Raw genomic sequence first — 15,389 nt, forward strand, 5'->3', positions numbered from 1 at the left:
CTACATCCCGTCCAGGATTCGTCGCTTCTCGGTCTCGAACTCCTGCTCGCTTAGCGCACCGGAATCCCGCAGCGCGGCAAGGGTTTTCAGCCGTTCCACCCTGACCCCCTGATCGCCCGGTTCGTAGGCCGTCTGCGACTGATAGGCCGGAGGCGGCACTACATAGGCACCGGGCGCCGACGTCGCGGGTCTGGCCGCGCGTCTGGCGCGGCTCAGCCACACCACCGACAGGAACACATCGATCAGGCTGACCACAAACAGGGCCACGAACACCCATACCAGGTCGCCGTGCGAGCTGTTGCGGCCGAAGGCGAGTCGCGGATTGATGTATCCGTTGACCTGCCCGTCGGTGGCGACGTTGAAGTCGGCCTCCTGAGGCACGTGGACATTCCACACTCGTACGTGGGCGTCATTGTTGACGGTCGTCGTGCCGCCGATGCTTTCCACCAATTCCGGCTGAGGCACCCCTTCGGGCGGCGTGATGGAAATGCGGAGCGGCGGCACCGGCAGGCCACCGTCGGAACCGATGACCAGGGTGTGCAGGCTGACGGTCGCATCCCCGGCGGGCAGGTGCACGCTGCCCGATCCAGGGATGGGCACCTCGCCGTAGGCGTTGTATTTGTCCAAGAAGAATGCGTTGAGCACCAGGGTCACGATGAAGCCGACGACCGCCACCACAAGCATCAGAATGGCCAGTGCCAGCGAAATCTTGGCGACCCGTCTGCTATTCATGCACGCAGTGTGTCATGTGTCGAACACCGAGACGGTCCATCTACGCGAAGCCGATATCGGCGGGGTGATGAGCGGGAACCAGCGCGACGGAGGACACTGGTTCCGACCGACGTGCGAGCGACCGGAAAGGAGTCGATGCATGGCCCACAATCTGATCGCCACGGTGCCGGACCTGTCCGGCAAGTTGGCCGTGGTAACCGGATCCAACAGCGGCCTGGGACTCGGGCTGGCCAAACGACTTTCGGCGGCCGGCGCCGACGTGGTGATGGCAATTCGCAATCGCGCCAAGGGTGAGGCCGCCATCGAGCAGATCCGGTCTGCGGTGCCCGACGCGAAGCTGACCATCCGGGCGCTCGACCTCTCGTCGCTGGCGTCTGTGGCTGCCCTGGCTGAGCAGCTCAACGCCGACGGTCGACCGATCGACATTCTGATCAACAACGCCGGCGTGATGACTCCACCGGAACGGGACACCACCTCGGACGGCTTCGAACTGCAATTCGGTAGCAACCATCTCGGGCATTTCGCGCTGACCGCGCATCTGCTGCCGCTGCTGAGTGCGGCGAACAGCGCGCGGGTGGTCTCCCTGAGCAGCCTCGCCGCCCGTCGCGGCCGCATCCACTTCGACGACCTGCAGTTCGAGAAGTCGTACTCATCGATGACCGCCTACGGGCAGTCAAAGCTGGCGGTGCTGATGTTCGCCCGCGAACTGGACCGGCGCAGCCGCCAGGCCGGCTGGGGCATTGTCTCCAACGCGGCACATCCCGGCCTGACCAAGACCAATCTGCAGATCAGCGGCCCATCGCACGGCCGAGAGAAGCCCGCGCTCATGCAGCGGATCTACACCACCTCATGGCGCTTTGCCCCGTTCCTCTGGCAGGAGGTCGACGAGGGCATCCTGCCTGCGCTTTATGCCGCCGTGACACCACAGGCCGAAGGCGGGGCATATTACGGCCCCAAGGGCTTCTATGAGGCCGCCGGTGGCGGGGTCACCGAGGCGAAGGTGCCGCCGCGCGCCGCCAACGATGCTGACTGTCAACGCCTTTGGGAGATTTCGGAGAGGCTCACCGGTGTCAGTTTCCGCACGCAAAAGTGAGCCGGGCCTGCGGCTTCCCGAATCCAGCATTGTGGTTCGGCCGGAGCCGATGGAGAGCGCGACCTACACGCAATCGTCGCGCCTGCAGGCCGCCGGCCTGTTGCCGGCGGTAGCGCTGTTCGAGCAGGCTGCACATCAGGTACCGCTACCCAAACCGCCGCAGCCCGTTGTGGTCGCCGACTACGGCGCCGCCACCGGCCACAACTCGCTCAAGCCGATGGCCGCCGCAGTTGCGGTGTTGCGGTCCCGGACCCGTCACGACCACCCGATCTTGATGACCCACACCGACGTACCGGAGAACGACTTCACCGCCCTGTTCCGCACGCTGTCCGACGACCCCGACAGCTACCTGAAGAACGAACCGGCAACTTTCACCTCCGCGGTGGGCCGTTCCTTCTACGACCAGATTCTGCCGACCGGCGCGGTCAACCTCGGCTGGACGTCGTGGGCGGTGCAATGGCTCAGTCGGGTTCCCGCGGACGCCCCGGAGTTCACCGATCACGTGCAGGTCGCGTATAGCACGAATGTCGCCGCCCGCCGAGCCTATGAACACCAGTCGGCCATCGACTGGAACGACTTCGTGGCATACCGGGGCCGCGAGTTGTGTCCCGGTGGCCGGCTGGTGGTGTTGACCATGGCCCTCGACGACGACGGTGAATTCGGTTATCGGGCACTCAACGACGCTTTGATGGCAGCGTTGCATGCCTTGGTCGATCGAGGGCTGGTGCGCGCCGAAGAGGTGGAGCGCATGGTCATCCCGGTGATCGCCCGCACCGAAAAGGATTTCTGCGCGCCCTTCTCGCCCCGCGGCTGGTTCGAGGGCCTGACGATCGATCATCTGGACTTGTTCAACGCCGAGGACCGATTCTGGGCCCATTACCAAGCGGATTCAGATGCAGACGCTTTCGGTGCGCGATGGGCAGCGTTTGCGCGTGCCGCACTTTTCCCGACGCTGACGGCCGGACTGGACGGCGGGACCAGCGATCCACGGGCGGGCGAATTCGTCAGTGAACTCGAGGCTGCCGTGGCCGAGCGGCTGTCCCGCGCGCCAGAACCAATGCGCATCCCGCTCGCCGCGCTGGTGCTGGTTAAGCGCGATTCGCGATAGCCGGAGTTTCGGGGCGCCGCCTCAGTGGGTAAACACCACAAGGGTCGGTCGCACAGCAACTCCATAGGGGGCCAGTCAGCATGAGCGCGCACGACGATTCGGCGGACAAGGACGCCAAGGACGCCGGCGGCGGCGTGGACACTGCCGAGGCGCCAAAGGACGACTCGAAACCAAAGGACGACTCCACCGCAAAGGACGACTCCAAAGGCAAGGACGACTCCAAGGGCAAGGACGACTCGAAGGATGAGGGCACGCCCAGCGGTGCCAACCAGACCGAGAAGCCAGAGCCCGACGAAGAGCACAAAGAAAAAGCCCAAGAGATGATGACGGCCTACGAGGACCGCCCCACTCTGGTCATGCCCGGGTCGGGCAAGACCATCGCCGGCACCGCGGTGAACGACTGGATTGACGACGACGGCAATCCGAAGTTTGCCGAGGACGACGATTCCCCGGCTGCCCAATTCAAGAAGGAGAAGGGCAACGACGAGTCGGACTCCGAATCGGGCTCCGGATCAGATAAAGCTGAAAGCGCGAAAGACGAGTCGCAGCAAGACGATTCGCAGCAAGATGACCCCAGCGAGAAGGCCTCTGCCAAAGCTGACAGCGGCAGCGAGGACACCGAAAAGGGCGGCACCAAGAACGAGAGCGCCCGCGCTGCAGCGGCCGACGAGAACGCCGGAGATCGCGACAAATCGATCGAGCAGCTGAATCAGGAAGCCGAAGAGCGAGTCAAAGAGAATCTCGAAAAAGACAAAGAGTTCAACCAGGAGATCATCAAGGCGACCAAAGAGGACCGCGAACAGCACAAAGCCGAGCGATAACGCTAAGGCGGGCCGGGAACGGCCGGGCCGTTACCCGGTAGCTGCGGTAGCCCCGGGATCTGCGGGAGTTGCGGTAGCGGGTTCTGCGGGTTGTTCTGTCCCGGTAGCTGTGGCAGCTGCGGTAGCTGCGGCGGCGTCGTGGGTAGCGGCGGTGGCGTGGATGGCACGGGTGGCGGGCTCGAAGGCGGCGACGGCTGCTGAGTTTGTTGCGTCTGGGTAGGTTGTGGCGGCGGCGCCTGCGTGGTGCGCCGCGGCGGTGGTGGCGGCGGCTCCTGCGTCGACGGCGCCGGTGGCGGCTCCGACGATGGCGCCGGTTCGGGGCTAATGCTGTCGGTCTCGGTCGGCGCGGGCGACGAGGGCGGTGGGCTGACCGTGGTCGACGGCGTCGCGGGCACCGTGTTCACCCGCGGCGAGTTGGTCCCGTGCTTGTTTCCGGAAGTCAAGCCGATCGCGATTGCGGTGCCTACCAGCAGCACGGCCACGGTAGTGCTGATGATGATCACCGCCGGTAGGCGGTACCAAGGAATCGGTGGGGACTTGCGTTCGGGTTTCGGCCGGTCTTCGCGCTCGAACTTCATCTGCGGGCGAGCGGACGCCAGCCCCGACCCACCGTGCTCGCCGTGCCCGTGCTCGCCAACCGACGCGACGGGCAGCGCGCGGCTTTCGTCCTCGGCCTCCGACCACGCCAGCGCGGGTTCCATCGTCGGTGCCGGAGGGTCGGGGGGAAAGTCCGGGTACGCCGAAGCCGCGGCTGCGCCCGGCGCCGCCGCGGCCGCAGCGGTCGCGGCGACGGCGGCGGGAGTGAGTGTGGTCGCGCTGTTGTCACCGGGACCGCGGGCGGCCCGCAACGCACCACCGATGGCCGCGGTGAGTTGCGGTCGCGGCGTCGTGATCACCGGCACGCCGAAGCGCCCGGACAGCGAGGTGGTAACCGCCGGGATGTTGGCGCCACCGCCGACCGTAGCGATCGCGACGAGTCCATGAATTCCGTTGCGCTGCAACAGTTGTTCCAAAGACAATAGGACTCCGTCCAGGGCGGGACGGATCGTTTCCTCGAGCTCGTTGCGAGTCAACCGGATGTCACCGCGGACGCCCGGGACCGCTTCGGCCAGCGTGGTGACGGTGGCCGACGAGAGCCGTTCCTTGGCGGTGCGGCAAGCGGCGCGTAACCGGGTGAGCGAACCGATCGCCGCGGTGCCGGACGGATCGAACGAACCGGTCCCCGGCATCTCGGACATGACGTAGGTCAGCAGCGACTGGTCGATGAGGTCGCCGGAGAAGTCCTCGTGCCGAACGGTCGCGGCCACCGGCTGGTACTCACCGCTGACATCGACCAGCGTGAGGCTGGTCCCACTGCCACCGAAGTCGCAGACGGCCACGATGCCGCGCGCCGGTATCCCCGGGTTGGCGCGTACCGCGAACAGTGCGGCGGCGGCGTCCGGGAGCAGCGTCAGCGGCTTGGCGCCATGCGACCATTCGGACACCCGGCTCAGCGCACCACCCAGCGCGTCGACGGCAAGCGGCGACCAGTGCGCCGGATAGGTCACCGCGACACTTTCGGGCAGCGCGCGCCCGCCCGTCGCCGCATACGCCAGCGCACGCAGGCCGTCGGCAACCAGCGCCTCACTGCGGTGCATGGAGCCGTCGGTCGCCACGATGCCGACGTGGTCGCCGACCCGCTCCACGAAGTCGGTGATGACCAGGCCCGGCTCGTCGAGTCGGGGGTTCTCCGAAGGGATCCCGACTTCGGGCGGGCGCTGCCGATACAGCGTCAGCACGGGCTTACGGGTGATGGCGTGGTCGGCCGTCACGGCGGCCAGGTTCGTGGCACCGATCGACAGGCCCAGCGCGGGCCTAGCTCCATCTGCCATCCAGGTCCAATCCCCGGGGCTAACGCCCTAAATCTCTGAAGGTGTGAAGGTTTCGCTCAGTTTCTCGGTGAAAGCTATAGCGTAGCTCTGACTCAGCTTTGCGCCAGCTGTATCAAGATCTCTCTCCGCCGATGTTTGCGCTGGTCAGCGAATGGTCCCGGCGCCGGGGATGAGCGGCAGATCCAGGGCGGTCACCCATCCGGGGGAAAGACCGTTGACCGCTGGGACCGCGTTGAGGGCCCGCAACCCGGTTGCCAGGCATCCGGCGGCGGCGGCGTCCCGACCCGAGCCGTCCGTGAACCGGAAGGCCGTCTCCTGCGAAATGCTCGGCGTCCCTTCGATATCCACCCGGTACACGTCGTTGTCGTTGCCAGTCGGCCAGTCGGGCGCGGCGTCGAGCCCGATCCGGTTCACGTGCTCGAGCTGGATCCGGGTCTCACCCTGGTAGAGGCCATTGATGGTGAAGCGGACGGCGGCCACGTTGCCGGCCTTGATGACACCCTTCGCTGATTTGCGGTCAGTGGGGGTGACCCACTTGTCCCACGTCGTGGTCATCTCGTCCAGCATGATGCCCGCGGCATGAGCGATCATCGGCACCGTCGCACCCCACGCGAAGATCAGCACATCGCTGTTCTCCAGCATCGGGCTGTACTCCGGCTCCCGCCCGATCCCCATCTCGCGCTCGTAATCACCCTCGTAGTTGGTGTAGTCCAGCAACTCGGAGGCCCGCACCTTGCGGACTTCCGAACACAGACCCATCAGCGTCATCGGAAACAGGTCGTTGGCAAAGCCCGGGTCGATGCCGGTGGTGAAGCAGGAAGCCTCCCCCAGTTCGGCGGCCTGGGTGATGGGTTCGATCCAGTTCGGCGGGTTCAGGTGCATGGTCGGCCAGATCCACGGCGTCATCGCCGTCGAACAGACGTCGATCCCGGCCCGCAGGAAACGAGTGATCAACGAGATGTTGTCCTTGGCGTGCATCGCCGTCGGTCCGTAGTGGACCAGTGCATCGGGCTTCAGCGCGATCAGGGCATCCACATCGTCGGTGGCGGCGATCCCGGCCGGTTCCGGCAGCCCGCAGATTTCACCGACGTCGCGGCCGACCTTGTCGGGGTTGCTGACTCCGACCCCGACCAACTCGAAAAGCGGGTGTTTGAGTATCTCGGGGATCACCATTCGACCCACGAATCCGGTGCCCCACACCACCACTCTCTTGGGTTCGCCGGCTACGACCGGTTGCGTCATCAGCACCTCCAGCTCAGACCAGTCCCCGCGTTCACCCTAAGTTGAGTGTCAAAAGGGTCTCGTATTCGCCCCTGCGTGGTGACAACATGAACAAACATGACCACTTGTCGCGCAGCTTCGATCCTGCTTGCCATCGGCACCGCCTTCGCGGCCACCAGCGGTGTGGCCAGCGCCGTTCCCTTGCCCGGTCAGTTCCCGCAGGTCCGCTACGAGGTCAGCGGTCCCGGCGTCGCCGAATACATCTCGTTCCAGACCCAGAACGGTCAGCAGCGGGCGGTCAATGTGCCGCTGCCGTGGTCGACGGAATTCCAGGCGTTCGGCGGGCAGGTGTTCGTCCTGTCGGCTCAAGGACAGGGCACCATCGCCTGCAAGATCATTCTCGACGGCAACGTGGTGAATGACGCGCATTCAACGGGGACACCGGGTAAGGCGGTCTGCTCGCACTGAACCCGAGGGCGCAGCGGCCGGTCTAAGCTCGCCAGTGTCACGCCTGCACAGCTGTAAGCGGGCCACGTGGGCATAGGAGGATCGCATGGATCTCAAGTCCCGGACCGATGCCCCGGCGGCGCTTGCGCCCCGGGTCAACGGAGCCCCGCCGCCCCCCATCCCGCTGGCCGATATCGCGTTGGGATCGTTGGACTTCTGGGCTCTTGACGACGATTACCGGGACGGCGCTTTCGCCACCCTTCGTCGCGAGGCGCCGATCTCCTTTTGGCCCGCGATCGAGATCGAAGGGTTCACCGCGGGCAGTGGGCACTGGGCGCTGACCCGTCTCGATGACGTGTTCTTCGCCAGCCGCCACCCCGAGGTGTTCAGCTCCAGCCCGAACATTGTCATCAGCGACCAGACACCCGAACTCGCCGAGTATTTCGGCTCGATGATCGTGATGGACGATCCGCGGCACCAGCGGCTGCGTTCGATTGTCAGCAGGGCGTTCACGCCGAAGGTGGTAGCTCGCATCGAGTCGTCGGTGCGGGAGCGTGCACACCGGCTGGTGACGTCGATGATCGCCAACCATCCCGATGGGCACGCCGACCTGGTCAGCGAACTCGCCGGACCGCTGCCGCTGCAGGTCATCTGCGACATGATGGGCATCCCGGAAGAGGATCATCAGCGGGTATTCCATTGGACCAACGTGATTCTCGGCTTCGGCGACCCCGATCTGGCGACTGATTTCGAGGAGTTCGCCAAGGTGTCGATGGATATCGGCGCCTACGCCACGGCGCTGGCCGAGGACCGCCGCTCAAACCACCACGACGACCTGACGACGGCGCTGGTTGAAGCCGAGGTGAACGGCGAACGGCTGTCGTCCTCGGAGATCGCGATGTTCTTCATCCTGTTGGTGGTTGCCGGCAACGAGACGACCCGCAACGCGATCAGCCATGGCGTGCTGGCGTTGTCACGCTATCCCGAGCAGCGCGAGCGATGGTGGGCGGACTTCGACGGCCTGGCGCACAGCGCCGGTGAGGAGATCGTGCGCTGGGCCTCGCCGGTTATCTACATGCGTCGCACGCTCACCCGCGACTTCGAACTAAGCGGCACGAAAATGGCTGAGGGCGACAAGGTTACGCTGTGGTACTGCTCGGCCAATCGCGACGAGTCGAAATTCGCCGACCCATGGACGTTCGATGTGGCGCGCAACCCCAATCCGCATGTCGGCTTCGGCGGCGGCGGTGCCCACTTCTGCCTCGGGGCCAACCTGGCGCGCCGCGAGATCCGGGTGGTGTTCGAGGAGTTGCGCCGCGAGATACCCGACATCACCGCAACCGGGGAACCGGCGCGATTGCTGTCCCAGTTCATTCACGGCATCAAGAGCTTGCCAGTCGCCTGGAGTTAGCCGAGCAGACGCAAAAGCACCTGAAAAGTGCCCTTTTCAGGTGCTTTTGCGTCTGCTCACACTCCCTGCTACAGGAACGAGTTCTCCGCGGTGAGGCCGCGATCGGGAAATGCGCCGAGGGCGAAGGTCTCGGCGTTGCCCAGTCCGGTCCCCCCGCCGATCGGATCCTCCACGCGCACCAACAGGTCCCGCAGCTGGTGGACCTTGCGGGCAGTCTGGGGGTGGTCGCAGTTCGGTACGTGGTAGCCCTCCACCCTCAGATCGCCGACCCATTGCCCATACACCCAGTCGTTCCAGCCGTAGTAGCCGGCGGTGCCGAGGTGAAATCCCGTCGGGCCTGCCGCGGTGATCGTCAATGGACGCCTGGTGCCGTCGGTCTCGGCCAACGTGATGGTGCCGTGGGTCAACCGCCGGTTGCCGTCGTCGAAATGTAGGTCTTGTTCGACGCCCGCGAAACGATAAGCGGTGCCGTCGTCGTTCTGCTGCTCGGCCTGGAAACGGGTTGATTCAAAGCCGTCCCCCTTCTCCTGCTGGAAGAACACGAACAGCGAGTACGTCGACCCGTCAGGACGGGTCAGCGTCATCGGGCACCACGTCATCAACATCTGGCTGATGCGCCGGCCGCCGCGCGGCAGTCCGGGGATCGGCTTGCCCACACCCGGACGCAGGCCCCAGGAATGGTCACGGATCGAGATCCACTCGTCGGGCCTGACCTCGGTGCGCACGCCTTCGAGCTCGACCCAGCCCGATGCGACGCCAATCTGGTGGTAGCGCAACACATTGTGGGTCACCCGATAGCCGTCGGGGCTGCGGTCCGGCCAAGGGTCTTCCAGTGCCGCGTCGAAACTTCCGCGCAATGTCACATCAAATGCGATCGGGGCGTGCTCGGTTGCGTCGAGTCCGATGCGGATGGCCTTGAGCGGCTCAACCACGCTGTAGTGGATGGGGCCGACGTCGGTGCCCGACGGGTCCAGAGACAGCCGCCGGCCGGCACGCACCGTCCACTGCTCGGTGCCCCGGCAAACGCCCCCGGCCCCATCGAACACTCCCCTGTTGGTGTACTTGCCGATACCGAGCACGAGCTGCAATGAGTTGTCCCGCGCATGAGCGATGGTCCAGATCTTCTCCGTCCACGACGGATCCGACTGGCTGACCGTCGCGAACGTGTCCACGATCTGATGGGTCAGGGACTCATCCTCGGGCACCAAGCCGCCATAGTTGGTTGTCAGCAAGTGGATTCACCCCTCATCGACGAATGTCGTCATGTCGGTGCCGCGGTCGTACTCGGCCATCCAGTTTCCTGCCCATTTCGGTAGCGGCTGGTCAGCTGGATCGTGATGCGGCGTCTGGGACAGCGCCAGCCCCCATAACATCTTCAACAGACGCCGGGTGGGCACGGCATGGAACACCGGTCTGGTGGCCGTACTGCCCAATCGGTAACGGAACTCGCTGCGCAACGCGTCTTCCATCACGCGTTCAGCCGACAAGGTTCGGTCCTGCTGTGGAATGTGCTCGTCGAAGGCCTTGGCGACCGTGTTTGCGATGAATCCGGTGTGCCGGAAAGTCTGGCGTACCCGTTTGACCCGATACCAGGGGTCAGGCATCAGGTGCCGGTACAACTTGAGCCCCGCACTGCGATGCTCGATCTCCTCGACAAAGTGCCACAGCATCAGCGCCGCCACCCGCTGATCCCCGCCGCCGAACAACGAATCCCGATGATCAAGAATCACTTTGAACATCGGTGTGAACGTGGCTTCCAGGTTGGCGATGTACGCGGCGTGAAACTCGACCGGGTGCGTGGCGAGCAGCTGTTGATAGGACGCCATCGTTTCCTCGTAGCAGCGTTCCAGCCCGGGATACTGCTCGATGAGTGCCAGCATGTGCTTGCGGTGGGCCGCTGAGTGCTGGGCCTCCTGCCGCAGAAACGCGTCGGCCTCGGCGGCGACGTCGGGGTCGTCGTCAAGTCGGTCGCCGGCCTCGCGTAACGCCGCGATGATGTATTTCTCGAACGGCACCGCGATGAAGGTGAAGGCGTTGCAGAAGATGGCGAACCGCGGATTGGCCGGCTGCCACAGGAACGGAACCGTCCCGTCGAATTGGAATGACATCTTTCGGACAACAAGGTCCGTCATTTCCGCGCGCCTTACGTTCAGAGTCTGGTTGTCTCGGATCGCAGTGTGACATTTGTGGCTATAGATGTAAAGTACTCAGGATGGCCACCCGTGTCCCGCCCAGCGCCGAGATGTCGACGCGCCGGCGCATACTGGCCGCCACATTCGTCGTGCTTGCGCGCAGCGGACGTAAGCGATTGATGCTCTCAGAAGTGGCCGCGGAAGCCAACGTGTCCCGGCCCACGCTGTACCGGTATTTTCCGTCCAAGGACGAACTGCTCGCAGCGTTCGGACTCTATGAGCAGGACAACTTCGACGCCGGCATCGCCTCAGCGATGGCCGGGCTGCGCGGCCACGAACGACTAGACGCTGCTTTGCAATTCGTAGTCGATTTCCAGCACACCTACTCATTGGGATTTCTTGCCGACACCGAACCTGAACACGTGCTCACCCAGATGAAACGGGTGATGCCCGTCCTGCATGAGCGCATCAAGCGCTTGATCCCGGGTGACAACGCCGATCTGGCGGCAGCGACGGTGGTGCGGGTGGCTGTGTGCCACTACCTGGTGGGCGGAACCGATCGCGCGCAATTCCTCGCCGAATTGCGTTATGCCGCAGGCATGGGCGGACGCACCGCGCAATCAGCTTCCGCGAGCTAACCATCCGCAGATCCGGTCTGCGATCAGGTCCGGTCGCTCCAGATGCAGGAAATGACCTGTGCCATCGATCATCTCGAACTCCGATCCCGGTGCGGGCAGGTGCTCAGCCGCGCCCGTGACCACCTCGGCCCCCAACCCACCGTCCTCGGTGCCGTGCAGGTACAGGGTGGGGACGGCTGGCGGGACGAAGGTGGCCAACGCCTCTTGCTCCGCGGCCGGATCGGCGAAATCGGGGTTGAATGTCGCGCGATAGGGCGAGATCACCCCTGCGATGGTCTCAGCGGTGACATACTGACGTAGCCATAAAATGTCTTCTCTTGCATCGTATCCCGGTGACCAGTCGGCCCAGAGTCGCTCCCAGAAGCCCGGTTGCAGCAACACCGTCTCGGCGAGACCGACCTGTTGGATGAACCATATGTAGAACGAACGCTTCAACTGGGCGTAGTCGAACATTGCTGCAGCCAGCGCGGCACTCGGTGGTACGGCGAGCGTCACCAGCCGCTGGAATGCGCCCGGGTCCACGCCGACCGTCCCGTAGGCCGCATGCGCGCCCCAATCGTGGCCGATCAGCACTGCGCGACCGTCTCCGCCGTGACGGCGGTATACCGAAAGTATGTGGTGCACATAGGTACCCACACTGACCGGACCCTCGGCCGGCGCGTCGTAGCCCGGCAGCCACGGTGCCACGACCCGGTAGCCGTGCTCAGCGAGCACCGGCCCGAGATGCCGCCAGGTATGCGGAGTATCGGGGAACCCGTGCACCGTGATGGCCAGCGGCCTCGTGGTGTCTTCGATGTTCCCGTAAGTCAGGGATGTTGGTCTGGCCATCGCTGTTCCTTTACGTTAGACCCATCTGATGTAAGCACATCCTGTTTACATCAGGTGCTTGATATGTAAATGTTTCTCTATGGCCGGACTGTCCCTCGTGCAGCGAGACCTCGACGCGACCCGCGGCCAGCTCGCGAACTGGTTCGAGCACAAGTTCGGCGCACCGGTGGAAATCGGCGAGCTGCGCCCCGCGAACCGCGCCGCGGGCTGGTCGAGTGTAAGTCTGCTGTTCAGCGTCGACGGTTCGCGCGAGTTCGTGGTCCGCATACCGCCGAGCGGTGGTGGCATCTACGCCGAGTACGACCTCGCCGGCCAGACGCGCACACAGCAATTCCTGCACGAGTATCAGATCGCCACGCCCGCGCCGATCCACTTCGAACCCGACCCGTCGTGGCTCGGGTCGAGTTTTCTGGTGATGCCGCGCATCGCCGGGCACACGCCGTCCGACACGTCGTTTGCCACTCGTGGCTGGCTGCACGGCGCCGGCCCGGAAGTACAGCGTCGCGTGCATGACTCCTTCCTCGACACCTTGGTCGCCCTGCAACGCGTCCCGGCCGGTCAGGCACCCTGGCTGGAGCGGCCGCAGGGCGTCGGCAACGCCGCGGAACTCGCGTGGTGGTACGACTACGTCAAATGGGCCACCGACACGCAGGTTCCCGCCCTGATCACCGCCGCGTTCGAATGGCTGCATCGCCACCAACCCGAGGACCCGTCCCGGCTCGCTGTCTGCTGGGGTGACGCGCGACTATCCAATGCGATCTTTGACGACGAAGGGCAAATCGTCGGGGTGCTGGACTGGGAACAGGCGTGTCTGTGCCCGGCGGAGACCGACTTCGCCTGGTGGCTGGCCACCCGCCGACAGACTATGGAGGTCAACGGGATCCAGGCCGATCCCGAGCTCCCCGGGTTCGAGAGCCGGCAAAATGTGATCGAGCGATTCGAGGAGCGGATCGGTCGGCCGCTGCGCTCGCTGCAGTGGTATGAGATTTTCGCAATGGTGCGGATGGGGTGCTGCATCCTGCGGGTGCAGTGGTTGCTGCGCAGCATGGGCCAGCGCGACCACGGCCTCACCCGTGCCCCCATCATGCCCGGCTGGGCGGTCGAGGTGGTCAGCCCGTAGCGGGGAGGTCGTAGACGAGCAACTCGCGTGGATAGACCGCCCAATCCGGAGGCTGCGGAATGCGGGCCACACAAGCGGTATTGGTGCCGAGCCAGACCAGAGCCTTGCGGTACTCCTCCAGGCCTGCGGGGCGGAACGGGTAGTGGTGGTACAGCGCGAAAGCCTGCATGTGGGCGTAGAGCGCGGCCTTGCCGAGCAACCCGTCGGGCATGTCTTCGAAAACGATGATGCGCCGGCGCGCGACCCGGCGGCATTCGGCGATCAGCCCGACCGGGTCATGGCTGTGGTGTAGCACCTCGCTGAGGATCACGTGATCGAAAGAGCTGTCCGGGAAGGGAATCGTGCGGCCGTCGAATCCGGCAAACGAAATGTCGGTGGCACGTAAGTCTTTCACGTCAATCCCGGTCGGGACCGCGGCGTACATGTCCCGCAGGTACTGCGAGAGATGTCCGGTGCCGCAACCGACGTCGAGAACGGTGTCACCGTTGCCGACGTAGTCACCCAGCGCCTCGGCTTGTTCGCGCAGGCGCACCGCGGGCTGCAGGACGTGGTGGAATTCGGTGAAACGACGTCGCATCGTCGGCAACGTATCACGGGCCGGGGCGGTGAGAATGCCGCAACTGTGCCTACACTCGCGCGTGGCCAATCCAGTCAGCGTCAAGCGGATCGCGTTCGCGTGCATGGTGGGCACCACCGTCGAGTTCTACGACTTCTACATCTACGGCACGGCCGCGGCGTTGGTCTTCCCCCACATCTTCTTCCCCGAGCTGAGCCCGGCGATGGGGACGATCGCTGCCATGGGCACCTTCGCCGCCGCGTTCGTGTCCCGGCCGGTCGGCGGCGCGCTGTTCGGACACTTCGGTGATCGCCTGGGCCGCAAGGCGACCCTGGTGTCCACCATGCTGATCATGGGTCTGTGCACAGTTGCGGTGGGCCTTACGCCTGGGGCGGCGACGATCGGAATCGCGGCGCCGCTGATCGTTTTGGTCCTGCGGCTGTTGCAAGGGTTCGCCGTCGGCGGCGAGTGGGCCGGGTCGGCCTTGCTGGCAGCCGAATTCGCACCGGCCCACCGCCGTGGTAGCTACGGCATGTTCACGGCGGTGGGCGCCGGCATCGCCACCCTGCTCACCAGCCTGACTTTTCTGATTGTCAACGCCACCGTCGGTGAGAAGAGCGCGGCGTTCCTGAACTGGGGATGGCGGGTGCCGTTTCTGCTGAGCGGCCTGTTGGTCGCCATCGCGATGTATGTGCGCCTGGTCATCGACGAAACACCGGTCTTCACAAGACAAACGGCGCGTCCTCGGGTGCCGCTGGCCGAGGTGCTCCGGCAGCAGCCGGCGCGGGTGGCGCTGGCGTCGGGCAGCTTCGTGGCGCTCTACGCGTTCGTGTTCATGGCCGGCACGTACCTGACCAGCTACGCGCACAGCCATTTGGGGCTGTCGCGCAATGTCATCCTGCGCGCAGGACTGCTGGGCGGTGTGGCGTGGACCGCGGTCGTGCCGGTGTCGGCCATATTGTGTGACCGGGTCGGGCGCCGGCCGGTGATCCTGTCCGGGTGGGCGCTAGGCCTGCCGTGGTCGTTCGCGGTGATTGCGCTGATCGACACCGACCGGCCGATGTTGTTCGCGGCCGCGATCGTTGGGACGTACAGCATCGCCGCGTTCAGCTATGCCCCGATGGCGTCCTTCGTGCCCGAACTGTTCAGCACGTCGCACCGCTACACCGGCGCCGGGCTGGCGATCAACGTGGCCGGCATTCTGGGTGGGGCGCTGCCGCCGTTGCTTGCCGACCCGCTCAGCGACCGCTACGGCAGCTGGTCGATCGGACTGATGCTGGCGGTGCTGGTCGGGGTGAGCCTGCTGTGTACCTACCTGTTGCCCGAGACCCTCGGAGGAGCGCTCGAGTAACCCTCGCGAGCAGACGCAAAAGCACCCGACGCGCCGAGCGTGCGGGTGATTTTGTGTCTG

At 65.1% G+C, this 15,389-nt stretch carries 15 protein-coding genes; 8 read left to right on the forward strand and 7 right to left on the reverse strand.

All coding sequences use genetic code 11. The features are described 5' to 3' along the window. Window positions 1–732 (reverse strand): SHOCT domain-containing protein, encoded by a 732-nt coding sequence (locus tag A5645_RS25615; RefSeq protein ID WP_065131487.1) that lies wholly within the window; start codon window positions 730–732, stop codon window positions 1–3. Window positions 733–871: 139 nt separating this feature from the next. Here A5645_RS25615 and A5645_RS25620 point away from each other — a divergent pair, with 139 nt between their 5' ends. From A5645_RS25620 to A5645_RS27950, 3 genes are all read left to right on the forward strand, one after another. Next, a complete protein-coding gene (locus A5645_RS25620; RefSeq protein WP_065037506.1) occupies window positions 872–1,825 on the forward strand; it encodes an SDR family oxidoreductase in 954 nt (317 codons plus the stop codon). Window positions 1,826–1,874: 49 nt separating this feature from the next. Then, a complete protein-coding gene (locus tag A5645_RS25625; RefSeq protein WP_065131488.1) occupies window positions 1,875–2,933 on the forward strand; it encodes a class I SAM-dependent methyltransferase in 1,059 nt (352 codons plus the stop codon). A gap of 80 nt (window positions 2,934–3,013) precedes the next feature. Beyond that, entirely contained in the window at window positions 3,014–3,754 is a 741-nt protein-coding gene (locus A5645_RS27950) for a hypothetical protein (RefSeq protein WP_065131489.1), read from the forward strand. Between the two features lie 2 nt (window positions 3,755–3,756). Here the strand turns inward: A5645_RS27950 and A5645_RS25635 are convergent, their stop codons facing one another. Next, complete coding sequence (locus A5645_RS25635) at window positions 3,757–5,625, reverse strand: Hsp70 family protein (protein ID WP_065037509.1); 1,869 nt, start codon at window positions 5,623–5,625, stop codon at window positions 3,757–3,759. A gap of 144 nt (window positions 5,626–5,769) precedes the next feature. Then, entirely contained in the window at window positions 5,770–6,867 is a 1,098-nt protein-coding gene (locus A5645_RS25640) for an NAD(P)H-dependent amine dehydrogenase family protein (protein WP_065037521.1), read from the reverse strand. Between the two features lie 96 nt (window positions 6,868–6,963). Here A5645_RS25640 and A5645_RS25645 point away from each other — a divergent pair, with 96 nt between their 5' ends. Both A5645_RS25645 and A5645_RS25650 read left to right on the forward strand, forming a co-directional pair. Next, window positions 6,964–7,314 carry an MmpS family transport accessory protein gene (locus tag A5645_RS25645; RefSeq protein WP_036359214.1) on the forward strand — a complete coding sequence of 117 codons (351 nt, stop codon included), beginning with the start codon at window positions 6,964–6,966 and terminating at the stop codon, window positions 7,312–7,314. Between the two features lie 85 nt (window positions 7,315–7,399). Then, window positions 7,400–8,704: a cytochrome P450 gene (locus A5645_RS25650; protein ID WP_065037510.1), complete on the forward strand. Its 1,305-nt coding sequence runs from the start codon at window positions 7,400–7,402 to the stop codon at window positions 8,702–8,704. 68 nt (window positions 8,705–8,772) lie between these two features. On the opposite strand, the gene A5645_RS25655 is transcribed toward A5645_RS25650, so the two are convergent. Both A5645_RS25655 and A5645_RS25660 read right to left on the reverse strand, forming a co-directional pair. Further along, the gene (locus A5645_RS25655) at window positions 8,773–9,936 is read right to left on the reverse strand and encodes an Rv3169 family protein (RefSeq protein ID WP_065131490.1); all 1,164 of its coding nucleotides are present in this window, start codon (window positions 9,934–9,936) and stop codon (window positions 8,773–8,775) included. Between the two features lie 6 nt (window positions 9,937–9,942). Next, on the reverse strand, window positions 9,943–10,836 hold the full coding sequence (locus A5645_RS25660) for a metal-dependent hydrolase (RefSeq protein WP_065131491.1): 894 nt from the start codon (window positions 10,834–10,836) through the stop codon (window positions 9,943–9,945). An 80-nt stretch (window positions 10,837–10,916) separates the two neighbouring features. Here A5645_RS25660 and A5645_RS25665 point away from each other — a divergent pair, with 80 nt between their 5' ends. Beyond that, window positions 10,917–11,474 (forward strand): TetR/AcrR family transcriptional regulator, encoded by a 558-nt coding sequence (locus tag A5645_RS25665; protein ID WP_065037513.1) that lies wholly within the window; start codon window positions 10,917–10,919, stop codon window positions 11,472–11,474. On the opposite strand, the gene A5645_RS25670 is transcribed toward A5645_RS25665, so the two are convergent. Then, a complete protein-coding gene (locus tag A5645_RS25670) occupies window positions 11,457–12,302 on the reverse strand; it encodes an alpha/beta fold hydrolase (protein ID WP_065131492.1) in 846 nt (281 codons plus the stop codon). The genes A5645_RS25665 and A5645_RS25670 overlap by 18 nt on opposite strands. A gap of 79 nt (window positions 12,303–12,381) precedes the next feature. On the opposite strand from A5645_RS25670, the gene A5645_RS25675 reads away from it, so the two are divergent. Continuing rightward, window positions 12,382–13,422 (forward strand): phosphotransferase family protein, encoded by a 1,041-nt coding sequence (locus A5645_RS25675; protein ID WP_065131493.1) that lies wholly within the window; start codon window positions 12,382–12,384, stop codon window positions 13,420–13,422. Here A5645_RS25675 and A5645_RS25680 read toward each other — a convergent pair. Then, window positions 13,412–13,999, reverse strand: coding sequence for a class I SAM-dependent methyltransferase (locus A5645_RS25680; protein ID WP_065131494.1), 588 nt, complete (start codon window positions 13,997–13,999; stop codon window positions 13,412–13,414). The two genes, A5645_RS25675 and A5645_RS25680, sit on opposite strands and share 11 nt — an antisense overlap. 34 nt (window positions 14,000–14,033) lie before the next feature. Between A5645_RS25680 and A5645_RS25685 the strand changes: the two genes are divergently transcribed. Further along, window positions 14,034–15,329, forward strand: coding sequence for an MFS transporter (locus A5645_RS25685; RefSeq protein ID WP_065131495.1), 1,296 nt, complete (start codon window positions 14,034–14,036; stop codon window positions 15,327–15,329). The last annotated feature ends 60 nt before the right edge of the window (window positions 15,330–15,389 follow it).

The sequence above is a fragment of the Mycobacterium asiaticum genome, assembly GCF_001673635.1.
Taxonomy (GTDB): domain Bacteria; phylum Actinomycetota; class Actinomycetes; order Mycobacteriales; family Mycobacteriaceae; genus Mycobacterium; species Mycobacterium asiaticum_C.

Excerpts from the sequence above, each read along its gene's own strand:
- A5645_RS25650 (WP_065037510.1), top strand. The coding sequence starts at position 7,400 with ATGGATCTCAAGTCCCGGACCGATGCCCCGGCGGCGCTTGCGCCCCGG.
- A5645_RS25625 (WP_065131488.1), top strand. The coding sequence starts at position 1,875 with ATGGAGAGCGCGACCTACACGCAATCGTCGCGCCTGCAGGCCGCCGGC.
- A5645_RS25670 (WP_065131492.1), bottom strand. The coding sequence starts at position 12,302 with ATGGCCAGACCAACATCCCTGACTTACGGGAACATCGAAGACACCACG.
- A5645_RS25665 (WP_065037513.1), top strand. The coding sequence starts at position 10,917 with ATGGCCACCCGTGTCCCGCCCAGCGCCGAGATGTCGACGCGCCGGCGC.
- A5645_RS25645 (WP_036359214.1), top strand. The coding sequence starts at position 6,964 with ATGACCACTTGTCGCGCAGCTTCGATCCTGCTTGCCATCGGCACCGCC.
- A5645_RS25620 (WP_065037506.1), top strand. The coding sequence starts at position 872 with ATGGCCCACAATCTGATCGCCACGGTGCCGGACCTGTCCGGCAAGTTG.
- A5645_RS25635 (WP_065037509.1), bottom strand. The coding sequence starts at position 5,625 with ATGGCAGATGGAGCTAGGCCCGCGCTGGGCCTGTCGATCGGTGCCACG.
- A5645_RS25615 (WP_065131487.1), bottom strand. The coding sequence starts at position 732 with ATGAATAGCAGACGGGTCGCCAAGATTTCGCTGGCACTGGCCATTCTG.
- A5645_RS25685 (WP_065131495.1), top strand. The coding sequence starts at position 14,034 with ATGCCGCAACTGTGCCTACACTCGCGCGTGGCCAATCCAGTCAGCGTC.
- A5645_RS25640 (WP_065037521.1), bottom strand. The coding sequence starts at position 6,867 with ATGACGCAACCGGTCGTAGCCGGCGAACCCAAGAGAGTGGTGGTGTGG.
- A5645_RS27950 (WP_065131489.1), top strand. The coding sequence starts at position 3,014 with ATGAGCGCGCACGACGATTCGGCGGACAAGGACGCCAAGGACGCCGGC.
- A5645_RS25660 (WP_065131491.1), bottom strand. The coding sequence starts at position 10,836 with ATGACGGACCTTGTTGTCCGAAAGATGTCATTCCAATTCGACGGGACG.
- A5645_RS25675 (WP_065131493.1), top strand. The coding sequence starts at position 12,382 with ATGGCCGGACTGTCCCTCGTGCAGCGAGACCTCGACGCGACCCGCGGC.
- A5645_RS25680 (WP_065131494.1), bottom strand. The coding sequence starts at position 13,999 with ATGCGACGTCGTTTCACCGAATTCCACCACGTCCTGCAGCCCGCGGTG.